Source organism: Sphingomonas sp. 8AM, assembly GCF_902506455.1.
Lineage (GTDB): Bacteria > Pseudomonadota > Alphaproteobacteria > Sphingomonadales > Sphingomonadaceae > Sphingomonas.
On the sequence record NZ_LR733844.1, the window covers coordinates 1,494,436 to 1,512,553 of the forward strand.

Below are 18,118 nucleotides of genomic sequence, written 5' to 3' on the forward strand. Positions count from 1 at the left end.
CGGCGGAAATAATGGGCAATCTCGACTAGTCTGAATTGCAACGAAATTTTAGATCTGTTGCAGTCGGGTTACACTTTCGGGCCGATGATGAGGGAAAAATGAGCAGATCGACGGTCTTCGTGCCTGTTTTTGGCGCAATCCTCGTGTCGTGCCTGTCCGGCGTGGCGAGCGCCGATCCCGCGTCGCCCGATCGCAGCGGGGTCGCCGACGCGGTGCTCCGCTGCCGCACGATCGCCGGCGATGCGGCGCGGCTGAAATGTTTCGATGCCGCCGCGGGGGCGCTGAACGGCGCGATCGCCGCGCGGCAGGTGGTGGTGGTCGACCGCGCCAGGGTCGAGGCCGAGCGCCGCGCGCGCTTCGGTGAACGCCGCCGCGCCGCCGATCTGCCGACATTGCAGGACGCCGACGGCAACCGGCTCGACACGCTGACCGGCAAGCTGGCGCAGGCGGCGCGGACCGGCGACGGCAACTGGAGCTTCACGCTGGCCGACGGCTCGCGCTGGCTCCAGACCGACGGGCAGGCGTTCGCGGTCGCCCCGCGTTCCGGCGAAACCGTGGTGGTCAAGCGCGCCGCGCTCGGCTCGTACAAGCTGACGGTCGGGCGTCAGCCCGGCGTGCGGGTACGGCGGCGCTCCTAGGCCCGCGCTACCCCTGCCCCTCCCCGAGCCGCCGCACCGTCGACACCAGCTCGGCGAGCGCCGGATCGCGGATCGGCTCGGCGACGCGCAGCTCGCGCGTGCGCTCGCCGAGCGTAAGCCCGAGCGTATAGGTGCGCGCGTCGGGACGCGGTGCCTCGTCGGGGGCTGCGCAGCCGAAGAAGTCCGCCGCCTCGGCAAGCGTACACAGCTGCGCGCGCACCGGCGGGTCGAGATCGTCGAGCGCCACCGCATGATCGCGCGCGCGGCCGGGAAAGTGCGCGAATCCGCCCTCGACGCGCAGCCGCGCCTCGTCGGCCATCACAACACCCCCACGGTCGCCCAGGCGTCGGCGACCGCCTTCGCCTCCGCGCCGTCCGCGCCATAACGGCGCGTGGCCACGTCGCGGGTGATCTGCGCAAAGCCCGCGAAATCGGTATTGGCGCGCGTCGCCGGATCGAGCAGCGCATCGTACCAGATCTGCCCGGCGCGCTCCCACGCATGCCCGCCGATCGCGGTCGCGGCGAGATAGAAGGCGCGGTTCGGAATGCCCGAGTTGATGTGCACCCCGCCATTGTCCTGATTGGTGCGCACGAACCCGGCCATGTCGGCCGGCTGCGGGTCCTTGCCGAGCACCGGATCGTCATAGGCGGTGCCGGGCGCTTTCATCGAGCGCAACGCCGCGCCGTTCACCGCCGCGGTCAGCAGCCCGGCACCGATCAGCCAGTCGGCCTCCGCGGCGCTCTGCCCGAGCAGATGCTGCTTCACGAGGCTCCCGAACACGTCCGATATGCTCTCGTTGAGCGCCCCCGACTGGCCATAATAGGCGAGCCCCGCCTCCTTTTCGGTGACGCCATGCGCCAGTTCGTGCCCGATGACGTCGAGCGCGACCGTGAAGCGGTTGAAGAGCTGCCCGTCGCCGTCGCCGAACACCATCTGCGTCCCGTCCCAGAAGGCATTGTCGTAATCGCGATCGTAATGGACGGTCGCATCGAGCGGCAGCCCGGCATCGTCGATCGAGTTGCGGCCATAGGCTTCCCAGAACAGCGCAAAGGTCGCGCCGAGCCCGTCATAGGCCTCGTCGGCGGCCGGGTCGCCGGTCGGCGCCTCGCCCTCGCGGCGGACGATCGTCGCGCCGGGCGCCTGCGCCGCGCCCTTCGCATCGCGGATCGTGCGCAGCGGGGTCGGTGCGGGCACGATGCCCGCCGCGGCGCGCAACCGCGCCAGCGCGCCGAGCACCGGGCCGGCGGTGGTCGCGCGCACGATGCGGATCGTCGGATCGACCAGCAGCCCGCGCATCGCCGCCGCGCGCAGCTCGGGCGGGCCATGCTCGGCGATCCGCGACAGGATGTACGGCGGCAGGATGCAGTGCAGCGCGTGGCGGTGGGCGTGCGGGCACATCGGCATTCTCCTTCTAGAACGAAAAAGGGCGTCAGCTCCCGTCATTACGAGCGTAGCGAAGCAATCCAGAGCCGGACCAGGACGCCCTGGATTGCTTCGCTGCGCTCGCAATGACGACAAAACGGAGCCAACTCATTCTGGTGCGCCATCGCGACGGGCGCGGCGGAGCGCGAACGGCACCAGCGCGACCCACATCACGGTCAGGAAGGCGAGCAATTGCGTGGTCTGCGCTGCGCCGCCGGGCAGATAGCCGAACCCGCCCAGCGACGCGGCGTAGAGCGCGAACGACACGACCGCGACCGCGATCGCCGGCACGTCCGCGCTGCCGCCCGCATCCTGCGTCGCGAACCAGCGCAAGGCGACGACGAACAGCATAATGACCCCGATCAGCAGTAACCGCAGCCCGGCATGACCGGCGGCGATGCCGGTCGCGAGCGGGTAGAGCGTCACCGCCTCGACCGGGAACAGCTTCACGAGGCTGGTGTAATAAGGCTCGGCGGGCGGCGGCGCGGCGGCAGTCTTGCGCAGCGGGTCGGGCCTGAGCCGCAACGTACCACGCAGCGCCGGGCGGGTGGTGGCGACCGGCATGCCGAGCGCGGTGATCGCGCGCCCGACCGCGGCGGCGTAGCGCGCGACCGCGTCATCGTCGGGAGCGAGCGCCGCGCCGATCGCGACCGCCTGCTCGCTGCGATCCTGCACGGACGCATAGGCCGGCTGGTCGCCGGCGACCGGCGCCGCGGCGAAGCGGTCGCGCGCACTGCCGAGCGTGGTGCGCAACCCGAACAACGTGTCGAAGAAACGCGGGACGAAGCGGGCGTCCTCGACCAGACCTTGCAGCTGGTCGGCGAGCGCGTCGGCGGCTGCGACGGCGGTGGCGAAGTCGGTCATAGCGGCGTCCCCAGCGAAGCGATCAGCCCGAGTGCGCGGGTGAGACGATCGATGTTCACGCGCGCCGCGGCGCGGCGCTGCGCGGGCGTGAAGCGTCCGGCAAGCGCGTCGCGCAGCCCGGCCTGCGCGGTCGCGGCGAGCGCGAGCGCGGCGCTCACCTCGGCGGCGCGTGCCGGTCCATCGCGCGCGGCGGCACGCGCGGCGAAGATCCGCGCTGCCAGTTCCTCGCGCTGCGCCGCGCCCAGATCGGCGCGCCCGCGCAGATAGCTGCGGAACAGCGCGTTGCCGTACAGATCGTCGGCGGTGCGCGCCGCGCCCTTGCCCCAGACATCGACCTGCACCGTGAGCGCGGCGAGCGCGCGATCGACCGTCGCGCCACGCTCCGCCACCAGCGCGCGCACCGCTTTCACGTCGCGCGCCTCGCGCGCGAGCTGGTCGGCGAAGGCGATCAGCGCGATCAGGCTCTGCCCCTGCTCGCTCGCCGCAGCGGCGTTGATGCCGGGAATGTCGGTTCCCGCGACGAAATTGCCGAAGCGCGCGACGCGGTCGACCTGATCGGCGAACGCGGTCAGCTCGGCGACGACATCGGTTTTGGGCGCGTCGAGGATCGCGGCGAGCGCATCGGCATAATCGGCGACCGCCGCGAGCAACGCGATGCGCGGCGCGAGGATCGCGCGCGGGCTGTCGGCGATGTCGATCGCGAAGGCGGCATGGCCGGGCGCGGGTGCGGCGTCGCCAGGACACAAAGGCGCCGGCGTGGCACGCGGGTCGAGCGGGATCTGGATCCGCAGCGGCGTGAGCGGCAGGCAGCCCGGATCGCTGGCGACCAGCGCGGCCGCAGCGGCGCGGCGCCGCGCCTCGATGTCGTCGAAATAGCGCGCGCTGGCGGCGACCGCGACGCGCGTGTCGCGCTGCACCGCCCCGGCCGACTCCAGCCGGATCGCATTGCCCGCGCACCCGGCGAGCAGGGCGGGCAACAGCAGCAACGGGACCGAACGACGCATCCGCACGCTCCTTCAATCGGCGAGTCGGGGCGATCCTTCCATAGTCGCGCGATGTAGGACAGCGTTTCGAGGGGGTTAGCGGGCGGGGCCCGATTGCCTCACACCCTGATGTCCGCCGCCCCGGTGATCCGCTGCCGCACCGTCTCGCCGGTCGCGCGTTCCTCGTTCGAGAAGCCGTCGACGTCCGGCAGCGCGCCGAAATCCAGCCCGGTCATCTCCGCGATCGACCGGATAGAGCGCTGATAGGTGCGGAACGCGCCGAACAGCAGCGCCATGCCGTCGACGTCGACCTCCTGCGCGATCAGATAGGCGGTCGCCGACGGACGGCCGTCGTCGTGAACGAACGCCACCACCTTCCAAAAGGCCAGCGGGATCGCGACGCCGCGGTAGACGGGATCGTCGGCGCGGAAGACCGGGCCGGTGAAGACGCTGGCGCGCTCGCGGACGCGACGGGTGTTGGCGAGGATATAATCCTCCAGTTCCAGCCACGTCCGCTGGTTGAACACCGACAATTGCGGCGCGCAATTGGTGAAGTGGAACGTGTCGCGGTTGGCGGTCGCGGCGTCGGGGCCCCAGTTCGGGTCCTCGCGGCGGACGAGATGCCCGCGGTCGAAATCGTTGTCGGCGTAGAGCGCGTCGCCGGCCTGCGCTTCCGCGGGGATGCGGCCGTCGAGCGCCCACGGATCGCCGCCACGCGGCACCGACACGCTGGCGCTGCCGTCGAGATTGGCGGCGGTGAACAGCGCCAGCCGCCGCGTCCGCGACATCACCACGGTGAAATGCGTATAGTCGAGCCGTCCGTCGTCGCGTCCTGCGACGGGCAGCACCGCGTCGGCCGGGACGGTCGGCAGCGGCACCGCGAACGCGCCGAGATGGTCGGCACTATAGCCCTCGCGTCCCGCCAGCGAGGCGGGTGACGAGGTGCGCGCTTCCGCCAGCAGCGCCGGTGCTGGTGCGACCAGCGGGCGCAGATCCACCAGCCGGGGACGGTAGTGGAGGTCGATCGTCGTCATACGCTGTCTCCGCAAAAGGCGCCCGACCGTGCATAATCCATGAGCGCGCGCTTCGTTCGGCCCGTGCGCGGCATTGCCCGCACGCCGGTCGCCGGGTAGCGGACGCGGGATGCACGCGCTTCCCCGCCCCGCCTGGCTGATCGGCGCGCTGGCGCTGCTGCTCGCGGGCTGCGGCGGACGCTACCGCGCGGTCAGCGACACGCCCGTGACGATCGGCCGGCCCTATGTGGTGCGCGGGGTCAGCTACGTCCCCGCCGCCGCCCCCGATTACGACATGCTGGGGCGCGCGAGCTGGTATGGCGGCGAGAGCGGCAACCGCACCGCACGCGGCGAGAAGTTCCGCCCCGGCTGGATCACCGCCGCGCATGCCACGCTGCCGCTGCCGAGCTATGTCGAGGTGACGTCGCTCGATACCGGCCGGGTGATCGTGGTGCGCGTCAACGATCGCGGCCCGTTCGCGCGCGGGCGGATCATCGATCTGTCGAAAGGCGCGGCGCAGGCGCTGGGGCTGCGCGACTCCGGGCACGGCGCGGTGCGGGTGCGCGTCGTCGAACCGCCCGAGCGCGACCGTGAGCGGCTGCGCCACGGCAAGCCCGCCGCACCACGCCCGGACGCCGATCCGACGGCGCTGGCGTTCTGGCGCGCGCAGCTGGCGGCCTCGGGGATGTAAGGCCTTGGCGGCTCCGATCGTCGACCGGCAGATCGCTTCCATTTCGTGCGGCGAAAACGCACCACGGCGCGGTGAGCATCGCCCGCCGCGCCGCGTTCCCGTGACAGTGCCGCGGGCGTCGCCGCCCGCGGCCTTCCGTCATCAGCCGAAGATGATGTCGCTCGACAGCATCTTGAGGTTGGTCTGGATCGAGAAGTCGGCGACACCGTCGCCGTTCACGTCGCCTTCCAGATAGTAGAGGCCGTCGACGCGTACGGTGTGCAGCTCGCCGGCGGTCTTGGTGAAGGCGCCGTCGCCGAGCCACTTGAACGGATCGATCGCGCCGCCGGTCTTGGCATCGAGCTGGCTGAGGTCGATCTTGTCGACACCGCGCGTGAAGTCCTTGACCGTGTCCTTCACCCCCAGGCTGACGAAGCGGAAGATGTCCGCGCCGTAGCCGCCGACATAGATGTTGTTGCCGGTCCCGCCGATCAGCAGGTCGTCGCCGTCACCGCCCAGCAGCGTGTCGTTGCCCGCGCCGCCGAACAGCACGTCGTCGTCGAACACACCGTCGAGGATGTCGTCGCCGTCGCCGCCGTACAGCGTGTCGGTACCGCGCCCGCCGTACAGCTGGTCGTTGCCGGAGCCGCCATCGAGCCAGTCGTTGCCGTCATGCCCGTAGAGGATGTCGTTGCCGGCACCGCCGAAGATCGTGTCGTCGCCGCCGTTGCCGTACAGCTTGTCGTTGCCGGCATTGCCGGTCAGCGTATCGGCGTTGTTCGATCCGTAGAGGACGTCGTCGCCGCTGCCGCCTTCCAGCGCCTCGATGCTGACGAACTTGTCGCCCTTGGCATCGCCGACCGTGCCGCCGTTCGATGCCAGCGACGCGGCGACGCCGACCGTCGAGGTGCGATAGCTGGCGGTGTCGAACCCGCCGTTGCCGATCAGCGTATCGGCACCCGCGCCGCCGATCAGGATGTTGGCGCCATTGTCGCCGGTCAGCGTGTCATTGCCGCGGCCGCCCTCGATCCCCTCGAAATTGAGGTAGATGTCGCCCCTGGCATCGCCGGCGGTGCCGCGCCCGGTCAGCAGCGAGACCGCGACCGCGTCCGCCGAGTCACGATAGCTGACGATATCGGTGCCCGTGCCGCCGTCGAGGCGGTTGACGACGCCGTTGCCGATGATCGTGTCGTTGCCGCTGCCGCCGACCGCATTCTCGATGATCGCGCCATAAGCGATGCCGACATTGTCGGTCAGCGCGAGGTTGCGCTGCCCGTTGAGGAGCTGCGCATAGAGCCGGTCGTAGCTGGCGCGGTCGATCGCTTCATAGCCGAGCGCGGCGCGGTTGGCGTTGACCTGGTCGAACGACAGCCGATCGCGCACTTCCTCGATCGTTACGCCGCCGATGCTGCTGAGCGAGCCGGCGTTGAGGTTGATCACCTGATCGGTGCGATAGCCCGAGGCATCGAGCGTGTCGTTGCCGCCGGCATCCCAGATCGTCACGATCGGCGCCTTGTTGACCGTGAAGTCGAACACCGTCTTGCCGGCGGTCGAGTTGAAGCCATAGACGGTGTCGCCGGTGCGCGTGGTGGTGTCCGCGCCGTACATCTTCTGCACCGCAAGGATGTCGTGGATCATCGGCGTGCCACCATAGGCATAGGCCATGGTGTTCCAGTCGATGTCGCCCGCGCCGATCGCGCCCGGGTTCCAGTAGGACATGATCGTGTAGTTGCGCGCGTCCTGATAATATTCCGCGCCATTGGCGTAATTGACCGCGAAGCCGGGGCCGAAATTGTAATTGCCCGGATGCGACAGGCCGATCGAGTGGCCGATCTCGTGGGTCAGCGTGTTGAGCCCGTAGCCGCCCGGGGTCAGCTGGAAGTTGCTCGGCTGGCTGGCCGAGACCCAGACGTCGCCGACGATCCGCTCGGCGTCGCCGTTGACGACGGGATCATCGTCGACCGTGCCGAACGGCAGCCGCGCATAGGCCTGCGTGTCCGGCGCGTTGGCGAGATTGCCGAAGTTGATGTCGGCCTGATAGGCGTTGACCTCGCGGAACGAGATATCGACGACATCGTCCCAGAAGCCGATCGCGAGCCGCGCGGCGTCGCGCTGTGCGGCATTGAAGGCGCCGAAGTTGAAATATTCGTCGAGATATTCGACCTTGCCCTCGTAGCGATAGGAATAGCCGCTCGCCGCGAGCTGTTCCTGCGAGAAGTGGAAGCCGAACGTCACCTCGCGCAGGTTGCTGTCGCCCTGTCGCGCCGGGTCCGGCCCGCCGATCCAGCTCGCGCCCGAGCGGTTGAGGTAGGAGGCGATCTGGTCCGCCGACCAGATCGGCTTGCCGTTCGCGGCGGTGGTGCCGGCGAGATAATCGACCGACCCGTGCTCGGCGGTCAGCTTGAGCCCCGCCAGCGGGTCGACGAAGCCGACGTCCTTCTGCACGCCGCCGGTGCAGGCCGGGCAGGTGCAGGCCACATCCTTGAGCACGCTGCTCTGATGCTCGCTGTGCTGGATCAGTTGCTCGATCTCAGCGGTGTTTCCGATCGCCATAAACCCGTCTTCCCCTCTTTTTGGTCTCTACATTGATGGTCTGGTGCGGCCGTTATCCGCGTCAGGATTGCGGCGGCGCGCCGGGCAGCGGACGCCCGCGCGCGGCGCGAACCGCCTGCCACGGCAGCGTCTCGGCGAGCAGCGCGGCGACCGCGCGGTCGAGCCCCGCCGCATCGTCGGCCGCGACGATCCGCGGCGCGGCGGCGAAGAACTGCCCCGACCCGGTGGCATTGCGGAACGGGCGGAGCGTCAGCGCGATCACGTCCGCGCCGTGCACCGGCGCGACGGTCGCCTGCACCAGCAAGGTCACGCGCCCCGGCGCGAGCGCCGCGCCGCCGAGCGCGGCGGTCTCGACCGGCACCGGCGCGCCCTTCGCAGCCTGCCGGGTGACGGCGGAACACAGCCGGTCGTGGAGCGCGCCGGTGTCGACCCCGCGCGGGGTGTGGACGAGGCAGGTGATGCCGAGCGCGGTGAGGTCCTGCCAGATCGGCGCGGGGCTGGCGGGTGCGGGGGCCGGCGGCTGGCCGGGCGCCGCGGGCCGGGCGCCGGCGTCAGCCGCGAGCAGCGCCAGCGACGACGCCGCTGCGATCCTTGCCCCCGACCGGTACCCTGTCGCCACTCCCGTCTCCTCCGAGGAAGTTTCGACGGAGACTGTCCTGCCGACGGGGCAGCGTCAATGGGGTTTTAACCTTGTTGTCATCGCCGGCTCATTTGCTGCCGGGTGGGTCTTTGCCGCCACAGGTAAGGGGCGCTACGTTGAACGATCTGACGGCGGTCGGCGCCTTACCTAACGAGCTGATCGACACTCCCGCGGGGGCGACGTCGCGTCGCCCCCCAGCCCCTCATGCATCCCTTCGCCGGCTGCGCCGTTCGTCCCCTCGACTCCATTCGAGAAAGGACGAGCTTCATGGCGATCTTCAACAAGGACATGGTCGCGCTCGCGGGCAAGAACGAGCTGTGGCAGAAGGAAGTGTACCGCGACGCGAAGGTGCAGATCGTGCTGATGGCGATCCCGGCCGGCGAGGAGATCGGGATGGAGACGCACCGCGCCGACCAGACGACCTTCATCGTCGAGGGCGAGGCGAAGGTGACGATCGACGGCCACAACACCACCGCCGGACCGAACCATCTGGTCGTCGTGCCCAAGGGCGCCGAGCATAACGTCGTCAACAAGGGCGCGGGCGTGCTGAAGCTGTTCTCGGTCTACGCGCCGCCCGCCGAGCCCGAGGGCGCCGCCTTCAGGACCAAGGCCGAGGCCGAGGAGGCCGAAAAGGGCCTGCTCGCCAAGGCGGCGGAGAAGGTGAAGGACGTCGTCGGCGGCTGAGATTGGGGCGGGCGCCTGCCTCTTTCCGTCATCCCGGACTTGATCCGGGATCCCGCTTCTTCCCCTCGGTCGAGAAGGAGAAGCGGGGCCCCGGATCAAGTCCGGGGCGACGAAGGAGGAGAAACCACCGACATCACGGTTACCGCGCCCACCCCTCTTCCGCCGGGGTCAGCGTCTCAAGGAACGCCGCCGCGCTCTCCCGATATTCCGCCTGCTTCTCGGGCGAAAACCGCCCCCACGTCCCGTACATATTCCGCATCCGCGCATTGCCCGCGAAGCGCTTCTCGTGGCGCGCGAGGAAATCCCAGTAGAGCGCGTTGAACGGGCACGCATCCGCGCCGGTCTTCTTCTTCACGTCGAACCGGCAACGCCCGCAATAATTGGACATCCGGTCGATATACGCCCCGCTCGACACATAGGGTTTCGACGCGATCGCGCCGCCGTCGGCAAACTGGCTCATCCCGATCACATTGGGCATCTCGACCCATTCATAGGCGTCGAAATAGACGACGAGGTACCAGTCCGACACCGCCTGCGGATCGATCCCCGCCAGCAGCGCGAAATTGCCGAGCACCATCAGCCGCTGGATATGATGCGCATAGGCCTCGCGCTTCGTCTGCCCGACGCTTTCGGCGAGGCAGCGCATGTCGGTGTCGCCGGTCCAGTAGAAATCGGGGAGCGCGCGATTGGCCTCCAGCGCGTTGCGCGTCGCGAGCCGCGGCATGTCCCACCAGTACATGCCGCGCATATATTCGCGCCAGCCGATGATCTGCCGCACGAACCCCTCGACCGCGTTCAGCGGTGCGTCGCCGCGTTGATAGGCCGCGACCGCCGCCTCGCACACCTCGATGGGGCCGAGCAGCCCGAGGTTGATGCTGGAGGACAGGCTGCTGTGGAACAGATAGTCCTGCCCGGCGATCATCGCATCCTGATAGCGGCCGAAATCGGGGAGCGCGGCGGCGATGAAATGATCGAGCCCGCACAGCGCCTGCGCGCGCGTCACCGGCAGCGCGAACGGATCAAGGTCGCCGAAATGATCCGCGAAGCGCTGCGCCACCAGCGCCAGCACGTCCTGCGTGATCGCATTCGGCGCGAAGCGTTCGGGGGCGGGATAATTGACCCCGCGCGGCGGCGTGTCGCGATTGTCGTGGTCGTAATTCCACTTGCCCCCCTCGGGCTTGCCGTCGGCGGTCATCAGCAATCCGGTGCGGCGGCGCATGTCGCGGTAGAAATATTCCATGCGATGCTCGCGCCGCCCCTGCGCCCAGGTGTAGAAATCGGGGAGCGGGCAGACGAAGCGATCGTCCTCGAGGATCTCCACGTGCAGGCCGGTGCGCAAGCCCCAGTCGTCCTGCGCCTGCCGCACGCGATATTCGCCGCCCGCGACGGTGCGGATCGCGCGCGCATCGTGGCGCACCGCGGCGCGCGCGACCTCGCCGGTGAAGCTGTGCGTGTTGTCGGGCGCGTCGAGCGGGACGTAGTCGACCGTCCAGCCGTCCGCGCGCAACGCTTCGGCAAAATGGCGCATCGCCGCGAAGATCAGCGCGATCTTCTTCTTGTGATGGCGGACATAGGTCGCCTCGTCCCACACCTCCATCATCAGCACCACCGATCCGGCGCGGTCGGCGTCCCGCAAACTGGCGAGCGTGTGGGTCAACTGGTCGCCCAGCACCGGGATCAGCATGGTCATGATCGCGAGAACGCCCCAATCCATGTTTGGGGCGCGCGGGTCAGCGGCGATCCGCGCGTGTCGCAGGGACGCCGCCCAGCCAGCACAGCAGCAGCAGCGCGACGACGGTGGTGGCGTTGAGCCCGATGCCGAACTCGGTCGCCCACCAGGCGCTGCGGGCGTTGACGACCGTCATCCGGTCGAACAGCAATTCGGTCCACGCATTGTGACTGGCGTGGAGCAGCACCGCCGGCCACAGCGAGCGCGATCGCAGCGACAGCCACGCCGCGATGCCACCCATCGCGATCGTGCCGACCCCGAAACAGGCGAGCGTCACCGCGACCGGCGCGCCGGCATTGTAATCGGTGAGCAGGATGCTCGGGATGTGCCACGCGAACCAGATGACGCCGTTGACGAACGCGACGCCCGCGAACGACAGCCGGTCGGCGAGCGCGGGCACCAGCAGGCCGCGCCAGCCGATCTCCTCGCCGAGCGCATTGGCGGCGGCGCGAACGACCCCGACCGTCGCGACCAGCACGACCGCGACCAGCGTCGCGGTCCCCTCGCCCAGCCCGAGCGCGGCGCGTGCGCCCGCATCGAAGGCCGCGATGCTCGCCGGGGCGAGCCCGGTCGCCCACAGCACGGGATAGGCGGCGAGCAGATAGGCGACCGGGATCGCATAGCCGAGCCACGCATAGCGCGCCGCCGGCCACCGCCACGGCAGCGCCGCGATGCGGCGGCCGAACACGCGGCAGGTCACGAGCGCGGCGAGCCCCGGCGTCCACATGAACGCCGCGCCGATCAATGCGGTGAGCGGATCCTGCGGCGCGGCGCGTGCGAAGATCGCGAACGGCGCGCCGAACAGGATGGTGAGGAGCAGGAAGCACGCGATCGCGGCCGCGGGCCAGCGGGGCATATCGTCGTCGCGGTCCGCTGCGGGGGTCATGCCGGGTCTTATGCCGGAGAAATCAGCGATACGGGTATGTTATCTCCGGCCGACACGCCCCTCCCTTTTCAAGAGTGACAGGTCGGTCATGCCCCCGGCATGATCTAAACGATGCGGCGCAACGTTTACCTGTCGCCGGGTCGGGGTGGGTAGCGTTTTGGTATTACGGTCGCCAGCAGCGCGATAAGGCAACCGTACTACCTGGACGTAACCCAACCCCAGCCCCTCCCTCAAAAGGGAGGGAGCCTGCATTGTTCTCTTTTTGTTCTTTCCTACATGCCCCTAACCTGCTGAGGTAGTGGCAGGAAAGGAGGTCGAGTCATGATGATCGACACGCCCGTGCTGCTGGCGGTGGCCACGATCCTCACCGCGTTGGCGAATGTCATCTGGTCGCTGCGGCGCAAGCCCTGAACGCGTCGTCGTTGCCGGATCGGTCTCGGGAACCGGCTGGCAGCGGCGACCGGTCGGCGGGTCACGCGCCGTCGTGCACCGATGCCCGGATCGGTCATGCCTTCCGATAGAGAATTGATCGTCGGGCGGACAGGCGCGGCACGACCCGGAGAGGGTTACGCTTCCCGAACGGCCGGCTCGCCCTATCGAGCGGGGTGACTGGTTTCATAAAAGTTATAAATTGGTGTCATCGAATCGTCGCAGACCGGCCCTAACGCGGCCGCGCGGCGACTGCCGCCCATAAGCACATCATATCGGGGGTTCCATGTTCTCGCATCTTCCGCTGCCGGCTGTCCGGCGGCGCCGGCGTCGTTCGTCCTGCGTCCGTCAGCTGCTGACCTGTTCGGCGCTCGCGCTCAGCCTGCCCGCGTTCGCGCAGGAGCGCGCGCCCGACGCGCCGGAGACCGCGGGACAGACGACCAGCGAGGTGCTGACCGGCGACATCGTGATCAACGGCCGTCGTGATCGCAGCGCGCTCGCCGAAGAGCGCAACCTGCCCGGCGTGGTCGACATCATCACCACCGGCGACGTCGCGATCAACTCGCAGACCAACGTCACCGATCTCGCGCGGCGGCTGCCCGGCGTGTCGGTGTCGCGCGATCAGGGCCGCAACCAGAGCGCGACCGGCGAGGCGCAGTTCGCGACGATCCGCGGCTTCGACACCGGCTTCAACGCCTATACGCTGGACGGCGTGCGGCTGCCGCAGACCGCGGGCACCGGGCGCGCGATCTCGCTCAACCTGTTCTCGCCGTTCGCGATCGGCGGGCTGGTGGTCGACAAGACGCCGGGCGCGGCGCGTGATGCCGATGCGATCGCCGGGATCATCGACCTGCGCACGCCGACCGCGTTCGATTTCAGCACCAACTTCACGCGCGGCCGCGTGCTGGCGCAGGGCGCGGGCCTCGCGCTTGACCGTAATCAGGAGGCATGGGGCGGCGCGATGGGGATCGACGCCGCACGGCGCTTCGGCGCGGAGCAGCAATTCGGTTTCTATCTCGCGGGCTATTACGAGGAACGCGCCAACGCCGCGGAATCGACCGCGGTGCAGAACGATTACAAGACCACGAAGGTCAACGTCGGCACCGCGCGCGCCAACGGCGATGCATTGTCGGCGGACGGCGTGCAGTGGAATTTCTACAACAACCGGATCAAGCGGTACGGCGCGAGCGGTTCGCTCGACATGCGTACCGACGCGCTCGACCTGTATGCGCGCGTCAATTACGCGACGTATCTCAACACCAACACGATGAACCAGACCGGCTTGCGCAACGAGCTGACCAGCGGCCAGAGCAACCCCAATCCGTCGCAGGCGCATAACGGCGGCAAGACCACCGCGTACAGCGCGGCCGGCGTCTACACGCCGATCGGCGTCAACCCGGCGAGCTATTTCCGCACCGAGGACGTCGAGCAGGAATTGTTCTCGGCGCAACTCGGCGCGAAGGCGCACTGGAACGGCTTCACCGCCGCGCTGGAGGGGGCCTATGCCGACGGCCGCTTCGACCAGCCGACGCGCATCGAGGCGGCGTTCCGCGGCATCTCCTACGGCAATGCCACGCAGAGCGGCACCGCGACCGAGGCGTGGGGCGTCGACCTGTCAAACCCGGTCTCGCCGCGTCCGGTGCTGTCGACGGGCGCGCAGGCCTATGTCGCGTCGCTCGATCGCCCGACGCAGCTCTATGTCCAGCAGGGCTACGACTATCTGAGCGAGAAGAAGAAGACGCTGCGCGCCAGCATCGGGCATAACGGCGACGGCGTGCTGCGCCGCGTCGAAGTGGGCGGGCTGTACGAGGATTCGGATCGCACCGGCCGCTCGCTGGCGCCCGACAACACCCGCTACCGCTTCCGCACCCCGCTCCAGAACGGCAGCGTCACCGGGCCGACGATCAACGAATATCTAGGATACGTCCTCAAGGACTTCCTCGATTACTACCCGGTGCGTCCGATCAAGGTGCTGTCGCGCGCGCAGCTCGACAGCCAGGCGCGGTTGCTGGTGCCGTCCGTGGCGGTGTCGCAGGCGACGATCAATCAGGGGCTGCTGACCGGCGACGAGACGCGCAAGGCGCTCTACGCCACCGCGACGCTCGCCGCCGGCACGTTCGAACTGGTGCCCGGCGTCCGCTACGAGGACAACAGCTATCGTGCGCGCTTCTGGCAGGGGCAAGGCGCGACGGCGCGCTTCGTCAACGCCGGGCGCGATTACGACCATGTCGACCCCAGCGTACTGGCGGCGTGGCGACCCAACGACCGCTTCGTGGTGCGCGGCGCGGTGCGCTCCAGCTACGCACGCCCGGCGTTCGACCAGCTCGCCGGCCCGACGCGGCGCAGCGGCGAGGCGACCGACGCGCAGATCACGATCAGCGAGCCCAACCCGAACCTCAAGCCGGTCGAGGCGTGGAGCTACGACCTCGGCGTCGAATATTACGGCGGCACCGGTCGCTATGCGCAGGTCGCGGTCTATCACAAGGATCTGTCGAACATCCTCGTGCCCACCGGCACGCGCTCGTTCGGGCAGGGCTCGCAACAGGTCGGCAACCAGACCGTCGTGCTGGTCCGCCCCGCCAACGGGCGCGGCGGCAAGGCGACCGGCATCGAGGCGTCGGGTCGCTTCACGATCGGCGACCTCGTCACCTCGCCGCTGCTCAGCGGCGTCGGTGTCGGTGGCAATGTGACGCTGCAGAAGACCGAGGCGACCTATCAGATCGCCGCCAGTGACATCCGCACCTCGCGGCTGCCGCAGGCGCCGAACCTGATCTACAACGCCGAACTGTTCTACGCCGCCGGGCCGATGCGCGCGAACCTGTGGTACAATTACACCGGCAGCGTGCTGGCGACCGTGCAGGACAGCCAGCCCGACATCTATGTCCAGCCGCTCAAGGAGCTGAACTTCGGCCTCGCGTTCGCCGCGACCGATCACCTCGAGATCGGCGTGTCGGCGCGCAACCTGCTCGACAGCGCCAGCTACTGGACGACGGTCGGCAAGTCGGAGAAGTATATCTCGAACGACCGCAACGGCGGCTATCTGAAGACCGGCCGCGTCTTCCAGATCAGCCTGACGATGACGCGCTAAGCACAACCGTCATTGCGAGCGTAGCGAAGCAATCCAGGGCGTCCTGGTCCGACACTGGATTGCTTCGCTGCGCTCGCAATGACGGGCCTCGGGAAAACGTATGAAGCTCCTCCACACCTTGCTCGCGCTCGCCATCGCCACCACCCCCACCCTCGCCACCGCCACCCCACAGGTCGAGCGCGTGGTGATGGTGATGCGCCACGGCGTGCGCGCGCCGATCGACGGCGAGGTGCCCGCCGGCACGCTGACCGCCGCGCCGTGGCCGCGCTGGCCAGTCGCCGCGGAGCAGATCACCCCGCACGGCGCGCGGGCGATGGCGATCCGCGGCCGCGCCGACCGCGCGTGGCTCGCTGCGCTCGGCGTACTCCCCGCGACCGGCTGCCCGACACCCGCCAGCGTAACGGTCTGGACCAACGTCAGCCAGCGGACGATCGACAGCGGCGAAGGCTTCGTCGCCGGCTTCGCCCCCGGCTGCGCCATCGCGGTCGGGCACCGCGCGGCCGGCGAGGTCGATCCACTGTTCGAGGCACTCCGCGCGCACACCACCGACTTCCGCGCCACCGACGCGATCGCGTCGATCGAGCATTTCACCGGCGGGATGGACCGGCTGGTGGCGAAGCACGCCGCCGGGCTGCGGCTGCTCGACCGCGTGCTGGCCTGCGCGCAGCCGACGTGCAGCCCCGGCGCGCCCGCCGCGCTGCGCGCGACCGCCGATGGCCGCGGCGTCGAACTCGACGGCGCGATCCGCCGCACCTCCGGGATCGCGCAGGTGCTGCTGCTCGAAGCCGCCGAGGGGATGCCGCACCCCGGCTGGGGCCGCGCAACGCCGGCGGTGCTGGCGCGCCTCGGGCAGCTCCATGCCGCGCTGTTCGACGTCTTCACGCGCTCCCCGTACATGGCCGCGCATCAGGCCGGCCCGCTCGGCCGCCGCGTGCTCGCGTCGCTGACCGCGCAGGACAGCCCCGCGCTCGACTTGCTGGTCGGCCACGACACCAACGTCACCGCGCTCGCGGCGGCGCTGGGGGTCGATCTGGTGTCGCCGGACTATGCCAGAAACGACACCGCCCCCGCCGGCGCGCTGGCGATGGAGCTGCTCCGCGACACCCGCGGCGCGCGGTTCGTGCGCCTGTCGTACCGGACGCAGACGCCCGCGGAACTCGGCCGGCTCGGAAACCGCGTGACGACGACAGCGATGACGGTACCGGGCTGCGCACGGCTGTGCCCGGTCGAGCGGTTCGCGACATTGCTGGGCGCACGACTGGCCCCGCCGGTGCGCGACGACAACTGACCGTTGCGGCGACCGGCGGCGCACGGCATGATCGCGGCGCGCATGGGAGGCATGTCATGTACCGGATCGCCGCACCGCTGCTGACGCTGATCGCCGCCGCCCCGGCGCTGGCACAGCTTGCCCCCGGCGTGCGGATGCCGCCCGGGATCGGCCAGGCCTATGGCCGGCTCGGCAAGGCGATGATGGCGCATGACGCGGCCGGCGTGCGGACGGTGTGGGCCGAGGATTTCGTGGTCAACTCGCCCGGCGACACCGTGCTGCACCGCGAGGAGGTGATCGCGCTGATGGCGCAGGACTTCCTCGACTATAAGGATTTCCGCAAGCACATCACCTTCGTCGGCGAGAAGCCCGAGGTGACGGTCGTCATGGGCTATGACACGATGGTCCCGCTCAAGGGACCGGGCGCGGGCAAGCAGGTCACCCGCCCGTTCACCGACATCTGGGCGAAGCGCACGGGTGGCTGGCAACTGATCGCGCGACAGGCGACGATCGCCGCGGCGCGCTGACCCGTCGGCGTGCTGATGCGTGCGTCGCGCCATGCGGCAGGACGAGCCATGACGCCGGATATCCGACGGGGCGGCGTGGCGGTTGGGCGCAACGCCGCGACCGGTTCCGCCGCATGAGCGCCCGGGCGATCCGGATCGCTGCCGCCCTGATCGAGGACGGCGCCGGCCGCCTGCTGCTGGTACGCAAGGCCGGGACCGGCTGGTTCATGCAAGCGGGCGGCAAGATCGAAGACGGCGAGAGCGCGGTCAGCGCCCTGCGTTGCGAACTGGTCGAGGAAATCGGGCTGGTGCTGGCCGAGGGTGAGGCACGCCATCTCGGCCGCTACGCGGCACCGGCGGCGAACGAACCCGGCCATATCGTCGATGCCGACATCTTCCATGTGCGGACACGGCAGCCTCCCGCCATACGATCGGAGATCGAGGCGGCGGTCTGGGTCGATCCTGTAACGGCGCTGGCGCTGCCGCTCGCACCGTTGACCCGCGACCACATCCTGCCCCTGTTTCGCGCGCTCTGATCCGTCGGCCGCGCCGCTCGCAGATCGCGGTAGTGCTTCCCGAACTGCGCGGCATCGTCACCGGTGCAGATCGGAGAACGACAGGTCGGGCACTTGCCATACCTGACGCAGACGCCCGCATAACGACGGCACCGATGACGCGCCTCGCCCCAAGCAGGTAGCGCTAAATACTGTATAATATATTTGTAATGTAACTGCGGATATGCTTGA

At 69.4% G+C, this 18,118-nt stretch carries 16 protein-coding genes; 7 read left to right on the forward strand and 9 right to left on the reverse strand.

Annotation, left to right across the window (positions count from 1 at the left end; translation table 11 throughout):
• Positions 1-98 precede the first annotated feature (98 nt).
• Positions 99-638, forward strand: coding sequence for a hypothetical protein (locus BACI71_RS07210; protein ID WP_159756922.1), 540 nt, complete (start codon positions 99-101; stop codon positions 636-638).
• Positions 639-645: 7 nt separating this feature from the next.
• Here the strand turns inward: BACI71_RS07210 and BACI71_RS07215 are convergent, their stop codons facing one another.
• The 5 genes from BACI71_RS07215 to BACI71_RS07235 all read right to left on the reverse strand — a co-directional run bounded on the left by BACI71_RS07215 (position 646) and on the right by BACI71_RS07235 (position 4,941).
• Positions 646-957 carry a protealysin inhibitor emfourin gene (locus tag BACI71_RS07215; protein WP_159756925.1) on the reverse strand — a complete coding sequence of 104 codons (312 nt, stop codon included), beginning with the start codon at positions 955-957 and terminating at the stop codon, positions 646-648.
• Positions 957-2,036 carry a M4 family metallopeptidase gene (locus BACI71_RS07220; protein WP_159756928.1) on the reverse strand — a complete coding sequence of 360 codons (1,080 nt, stop codon included), beginning with the start codon at positions 2,034-2,036 and terminating at the stop codon, positions 957-959. Before BACI71_RS07220 ends, BACI71_RS07215 begins: the two co-directional genes overlap by 1 nt.
• 132 nt (positions 2,037-2,168) lie before the next feature.
• On the reverse strand, positions 2,169-2,924 hold the full coding sequence (locus BACI71_RS07225) for a hypothetical protein (protein WP_159756931.1): 756 nt from the start codon (positions 2,922-2,924) through the stop codon (positions 2,169-2,171).
• Positions 2,921-3,928 carry a hypothetical protein gene (locus BACI71_RS07230; protein WP_159756934.1) on the reverse strand — a complete coding sequence of 336 codons (1,008 nt, stop codon included), beginning with the start codon at positions 3,926-3,928 and terminating at the stop codon, positions 2,921-2,923. The genes BACI71_RS07225 and BACI71_RS07230 overlap by 4 nt, the downstream gene beginning before the upstream one ends.
• 98 nt (positions 3,929-4,026) lie before the next feature.
• Positions 4,027-4,941 (reverse strand): DNA/RNA non-specific endonuclease, encoded by a 915-nt coding sequence (locus BACI71_RS07235; RefSeq protein ID WP_159756937.1) that lies wholly within the window; start codon positions 4,939-4,941, stop codon positions 4,027-4,029.
• A gap of 109 nt (positions 4,942-5,050) precedes the next feature.
• On the opposite strand from BACI71_RS07235, the gene BACI71_RS07240 reads away from it, so the two are divergent.
• Entirely contained in the window at positions 5,051-5,611 is a 561-nt protein-coding gene (locus BACI71_RS07240; RefSeq protein ID WP_159756940.1) for a septal ring lytic transglycosylase RlpA family protein, read from the forward strand.
• Positions 5,612-5,752: 141 nt separating this feature from the next.
• Here BACI71_RS07240 and BACI71_RS18125 read toward each other — a convergent pair whose 3' ends face one another.
• Positions 5,753-8,143: a M10 family metallopeptidase C-terminal domain-containing protein gene (locus tag BACI71_RS18125; RefSeq protein ID WP_159756943.1), complete on the reverse strand. Its 2,391-nt coding sequence runs from the start codon at positions 8,141-8,143 to the stop codon at positions 5,753-5,755.
• A 61-nt stretch (positions 8,144-8,204) separates the two neighbouring features.
• On the reverse strand, positions 8,205-8,762 hold the full coding sequence (locus BACI71_RS07250) for a hypothetical protein (RefSeq protein WP_159756946.1): 558 nt from the start codon (positions 8,760-8,762) through the stop codon (positions 8,205-8,207).
• A 288-nt stretch (positions 8,763-9,050) separates the two neighbouring features.
• On the opposite strand from BACI71_RS07250, the gene BACI71_RS07255 reads away from it, so the two are divergent.
• Positions 9,051-9,467: a cupin domain-containing protein gene (locus BACI71_RS07255; protein WP_159756949.1), complete on the forward strand. Its 417-nt coding sequence runs from the start codon at positions 9,051-9,053 to the stop codon at positions 9,465-9,467.
• 139 nt (positions 9,468-9,606) lie between these two features.
• Here BACI71_RS07255 and BACI71_RS07260 read toward each other — a convergent pair whose 3' ends face one another.
• Together BACI71_RS07260 and BACI71_RS07265 are read right to left on the reverse strand one after the other, a co-directional pair.
• Entirely contained in the window at positions 9,607-11,157 is a 1,551-nt protein-coding gene (locus tag BACI71_RS07260) for a cryptochrome/photolyase family protein (protein ID WP_159756952.1), read from the reverse strand.
• Between the two features lie 40 nt (positions 11,158-11,197).
• Complete coding sequence (locus BACI71_RS07265) at positions 11,198-12,082, reverse strand: CPBP family intramembrane glutamic endopeptidase (RefSeq protein WP_159756955.1); 885 nt, start codon at positions 12,080-12,082, stop codon at positions 11,198-11,200.
• A gap of 715 nt (positions 12,083-12,797) precedes the next feature.
• On the opposite strand from BACI71_RS07265, the gene BACI71_RS07270 reads away from it, so the two are divergent.
• The 4 genes from BACI71_RS07270 to BACI71_RS07285 all read left to right on the forward strand — a co-directional run bounded on the left by BACI71_RS07270 (position 12,798) and on the right by BACI71_RS07285 (position 17,908).
• A complete protein-coding gene (locus BACI71_RS07270; RefSeq protein ID WP_159756958.1) occupies positions 12,798-15,599 on the forward strand; it encodes a TonB-dependent receptor in 2,802 nt (933 codons plus the stop codon).
• Positions 15,600-15,699: 100 nt separating this feature from the next.
• Entirely contained in the window at positions 15,700-16,887 is a 1,188-nt protein-coding gene (locus BACI71_RS07275) for a histidine-type phosphatase (protein ID WP_159756961.1), read from the forward strand.
• 56 nt (positions 16,888-16,943) lie between these two features.
• The gene (locus BACI71_RS07280; protein WP_159756964.1) at positions 16,944-17,393 is read left to right on the forward strand and encodes a nuclear transport factor 2 family protein; all 450 of its coding nucleotides are present in this window, start codon (positions 16,944-16,946) and stop codon (positions 17,391-17,393) included.
• Positions 17,394-17,506: 113 nt separating this feature from the next.
• Positions 17,507-17,908 carry an NUDIX hydrolase gene (locus tag BACI71_RS07285; RefSeq protein WP_159756967.1) on the forward strand — a complete coding sequence of 134 codons (402 nt, stop codon included), beginning with the start codon at positions 17,507-17,509 and terminating at the stop codon, positions 17,906-17,908.
• Positions 17,909-18,118: the final 210 nt, after the last annotated feature.

Coding starts and splice junctions, on each gene's coding strand:
- BACI71_RS07215 (WP_159756925.1), bottom strand. CDS start 957: ATGGCCGACGAGGCGCGGCTGCGCGTCGAGGGCGGATTCGCGCACTTT.
- BACI71_RS07260 (WP_159756952.1), bottom strand. CDS start 11,157: ATGACCATGCTGATCCCGGTGCTGGGCGACCAGTTGACCCACACGCTC.
- BACI71_RS07275 (WP_159756961.1), top strand. CDS start 15,700: ATGAAGCTCCTCCACACCTTGCTCGCGCTCGCCATCGCCACCACCCCC.
- BACI71_RS07210 (WP_159756922.1), top strand. CDS start 99: ATGAGCAGATCGACGGTCTTCGTGCCTGTTTTTGGCGCAATCCTCGTG.
- BACI71_RS07285 (WP_159756967.1), top strand. CDS start 17,507: ATGAGCGCCCGGGCGATCCGGATCGCTGCCGCCCTGATCGAGGACGGC.
- BACI71_RS07235 (WP_159756937.1), bottom strand. CDS start 4,941: ATGACGACGATCGACCTCCACTACCGTCCCCGGCTGGTGGATCTGCGC.
- BACI71_RS18125 (WP_159756943.1), bottom strand. CDS start 8,143: ATGGCGATCGGAAACACCGCTGAGATCGAGCAACTGATCCAGCACAGC.
- BACI71_RS07225 (WP_159756931.1), bottom strand. CDS start 2,924: ATGACCGACTTCGCCACCGCCGTCGCAGCCGCCGACGCGCTCGCCGAC.
- BACI71_RS07220 (WP_159756928.1), bottom strand. CDS start 2,036: ATGTGCCCGCACGCCCACCGCCACGCGCTGCACTGCATCCTGCCGCCG.
- BACI71_RS07265 (WP_159756955.1), bottom strand. CDS start 12,082: ATGACCCCCGCAGCGGACCGCGACGACGATATGCCCCGCTGGCCCGCG.
- BACI71_RS07280 (WP_159756964.1), top strand. CDS start 16,944: ATGTACCGGATCGCCGCACCGCTGCTGACGCTGATCGCCGCCGCCCCG.
- BACI71_RS07240 (WP_159756940.1), top strand. CDS start 5,051: ATGCACGCGCTTCCCCGCCCCGCCTGGCTGATCGGCGCGCTGGCGCTG.
- BACI71_RS07270 (WP_159756958.1), top strand. CDS start 12,798: ATGTTCTCGCATCTTCCGCTGCCGGCTGTCCGGCGGCGCCGGCGTCGT.
- BACI71_RS07255 (WP_159756949.1), top strand. CDS start 9,051: ATGGCGATCTTCAACAAGGACATGGTCGCGCTCGCGGGCAAGAACGAG.
- BACI71_RS07230 (WP_159756934.1), bottom strand. CDS start 3,928: ATGCGTCGTTCGGTCCCGTTGCTGCTGTTGCCCGCCCTGCTCGCCGGG.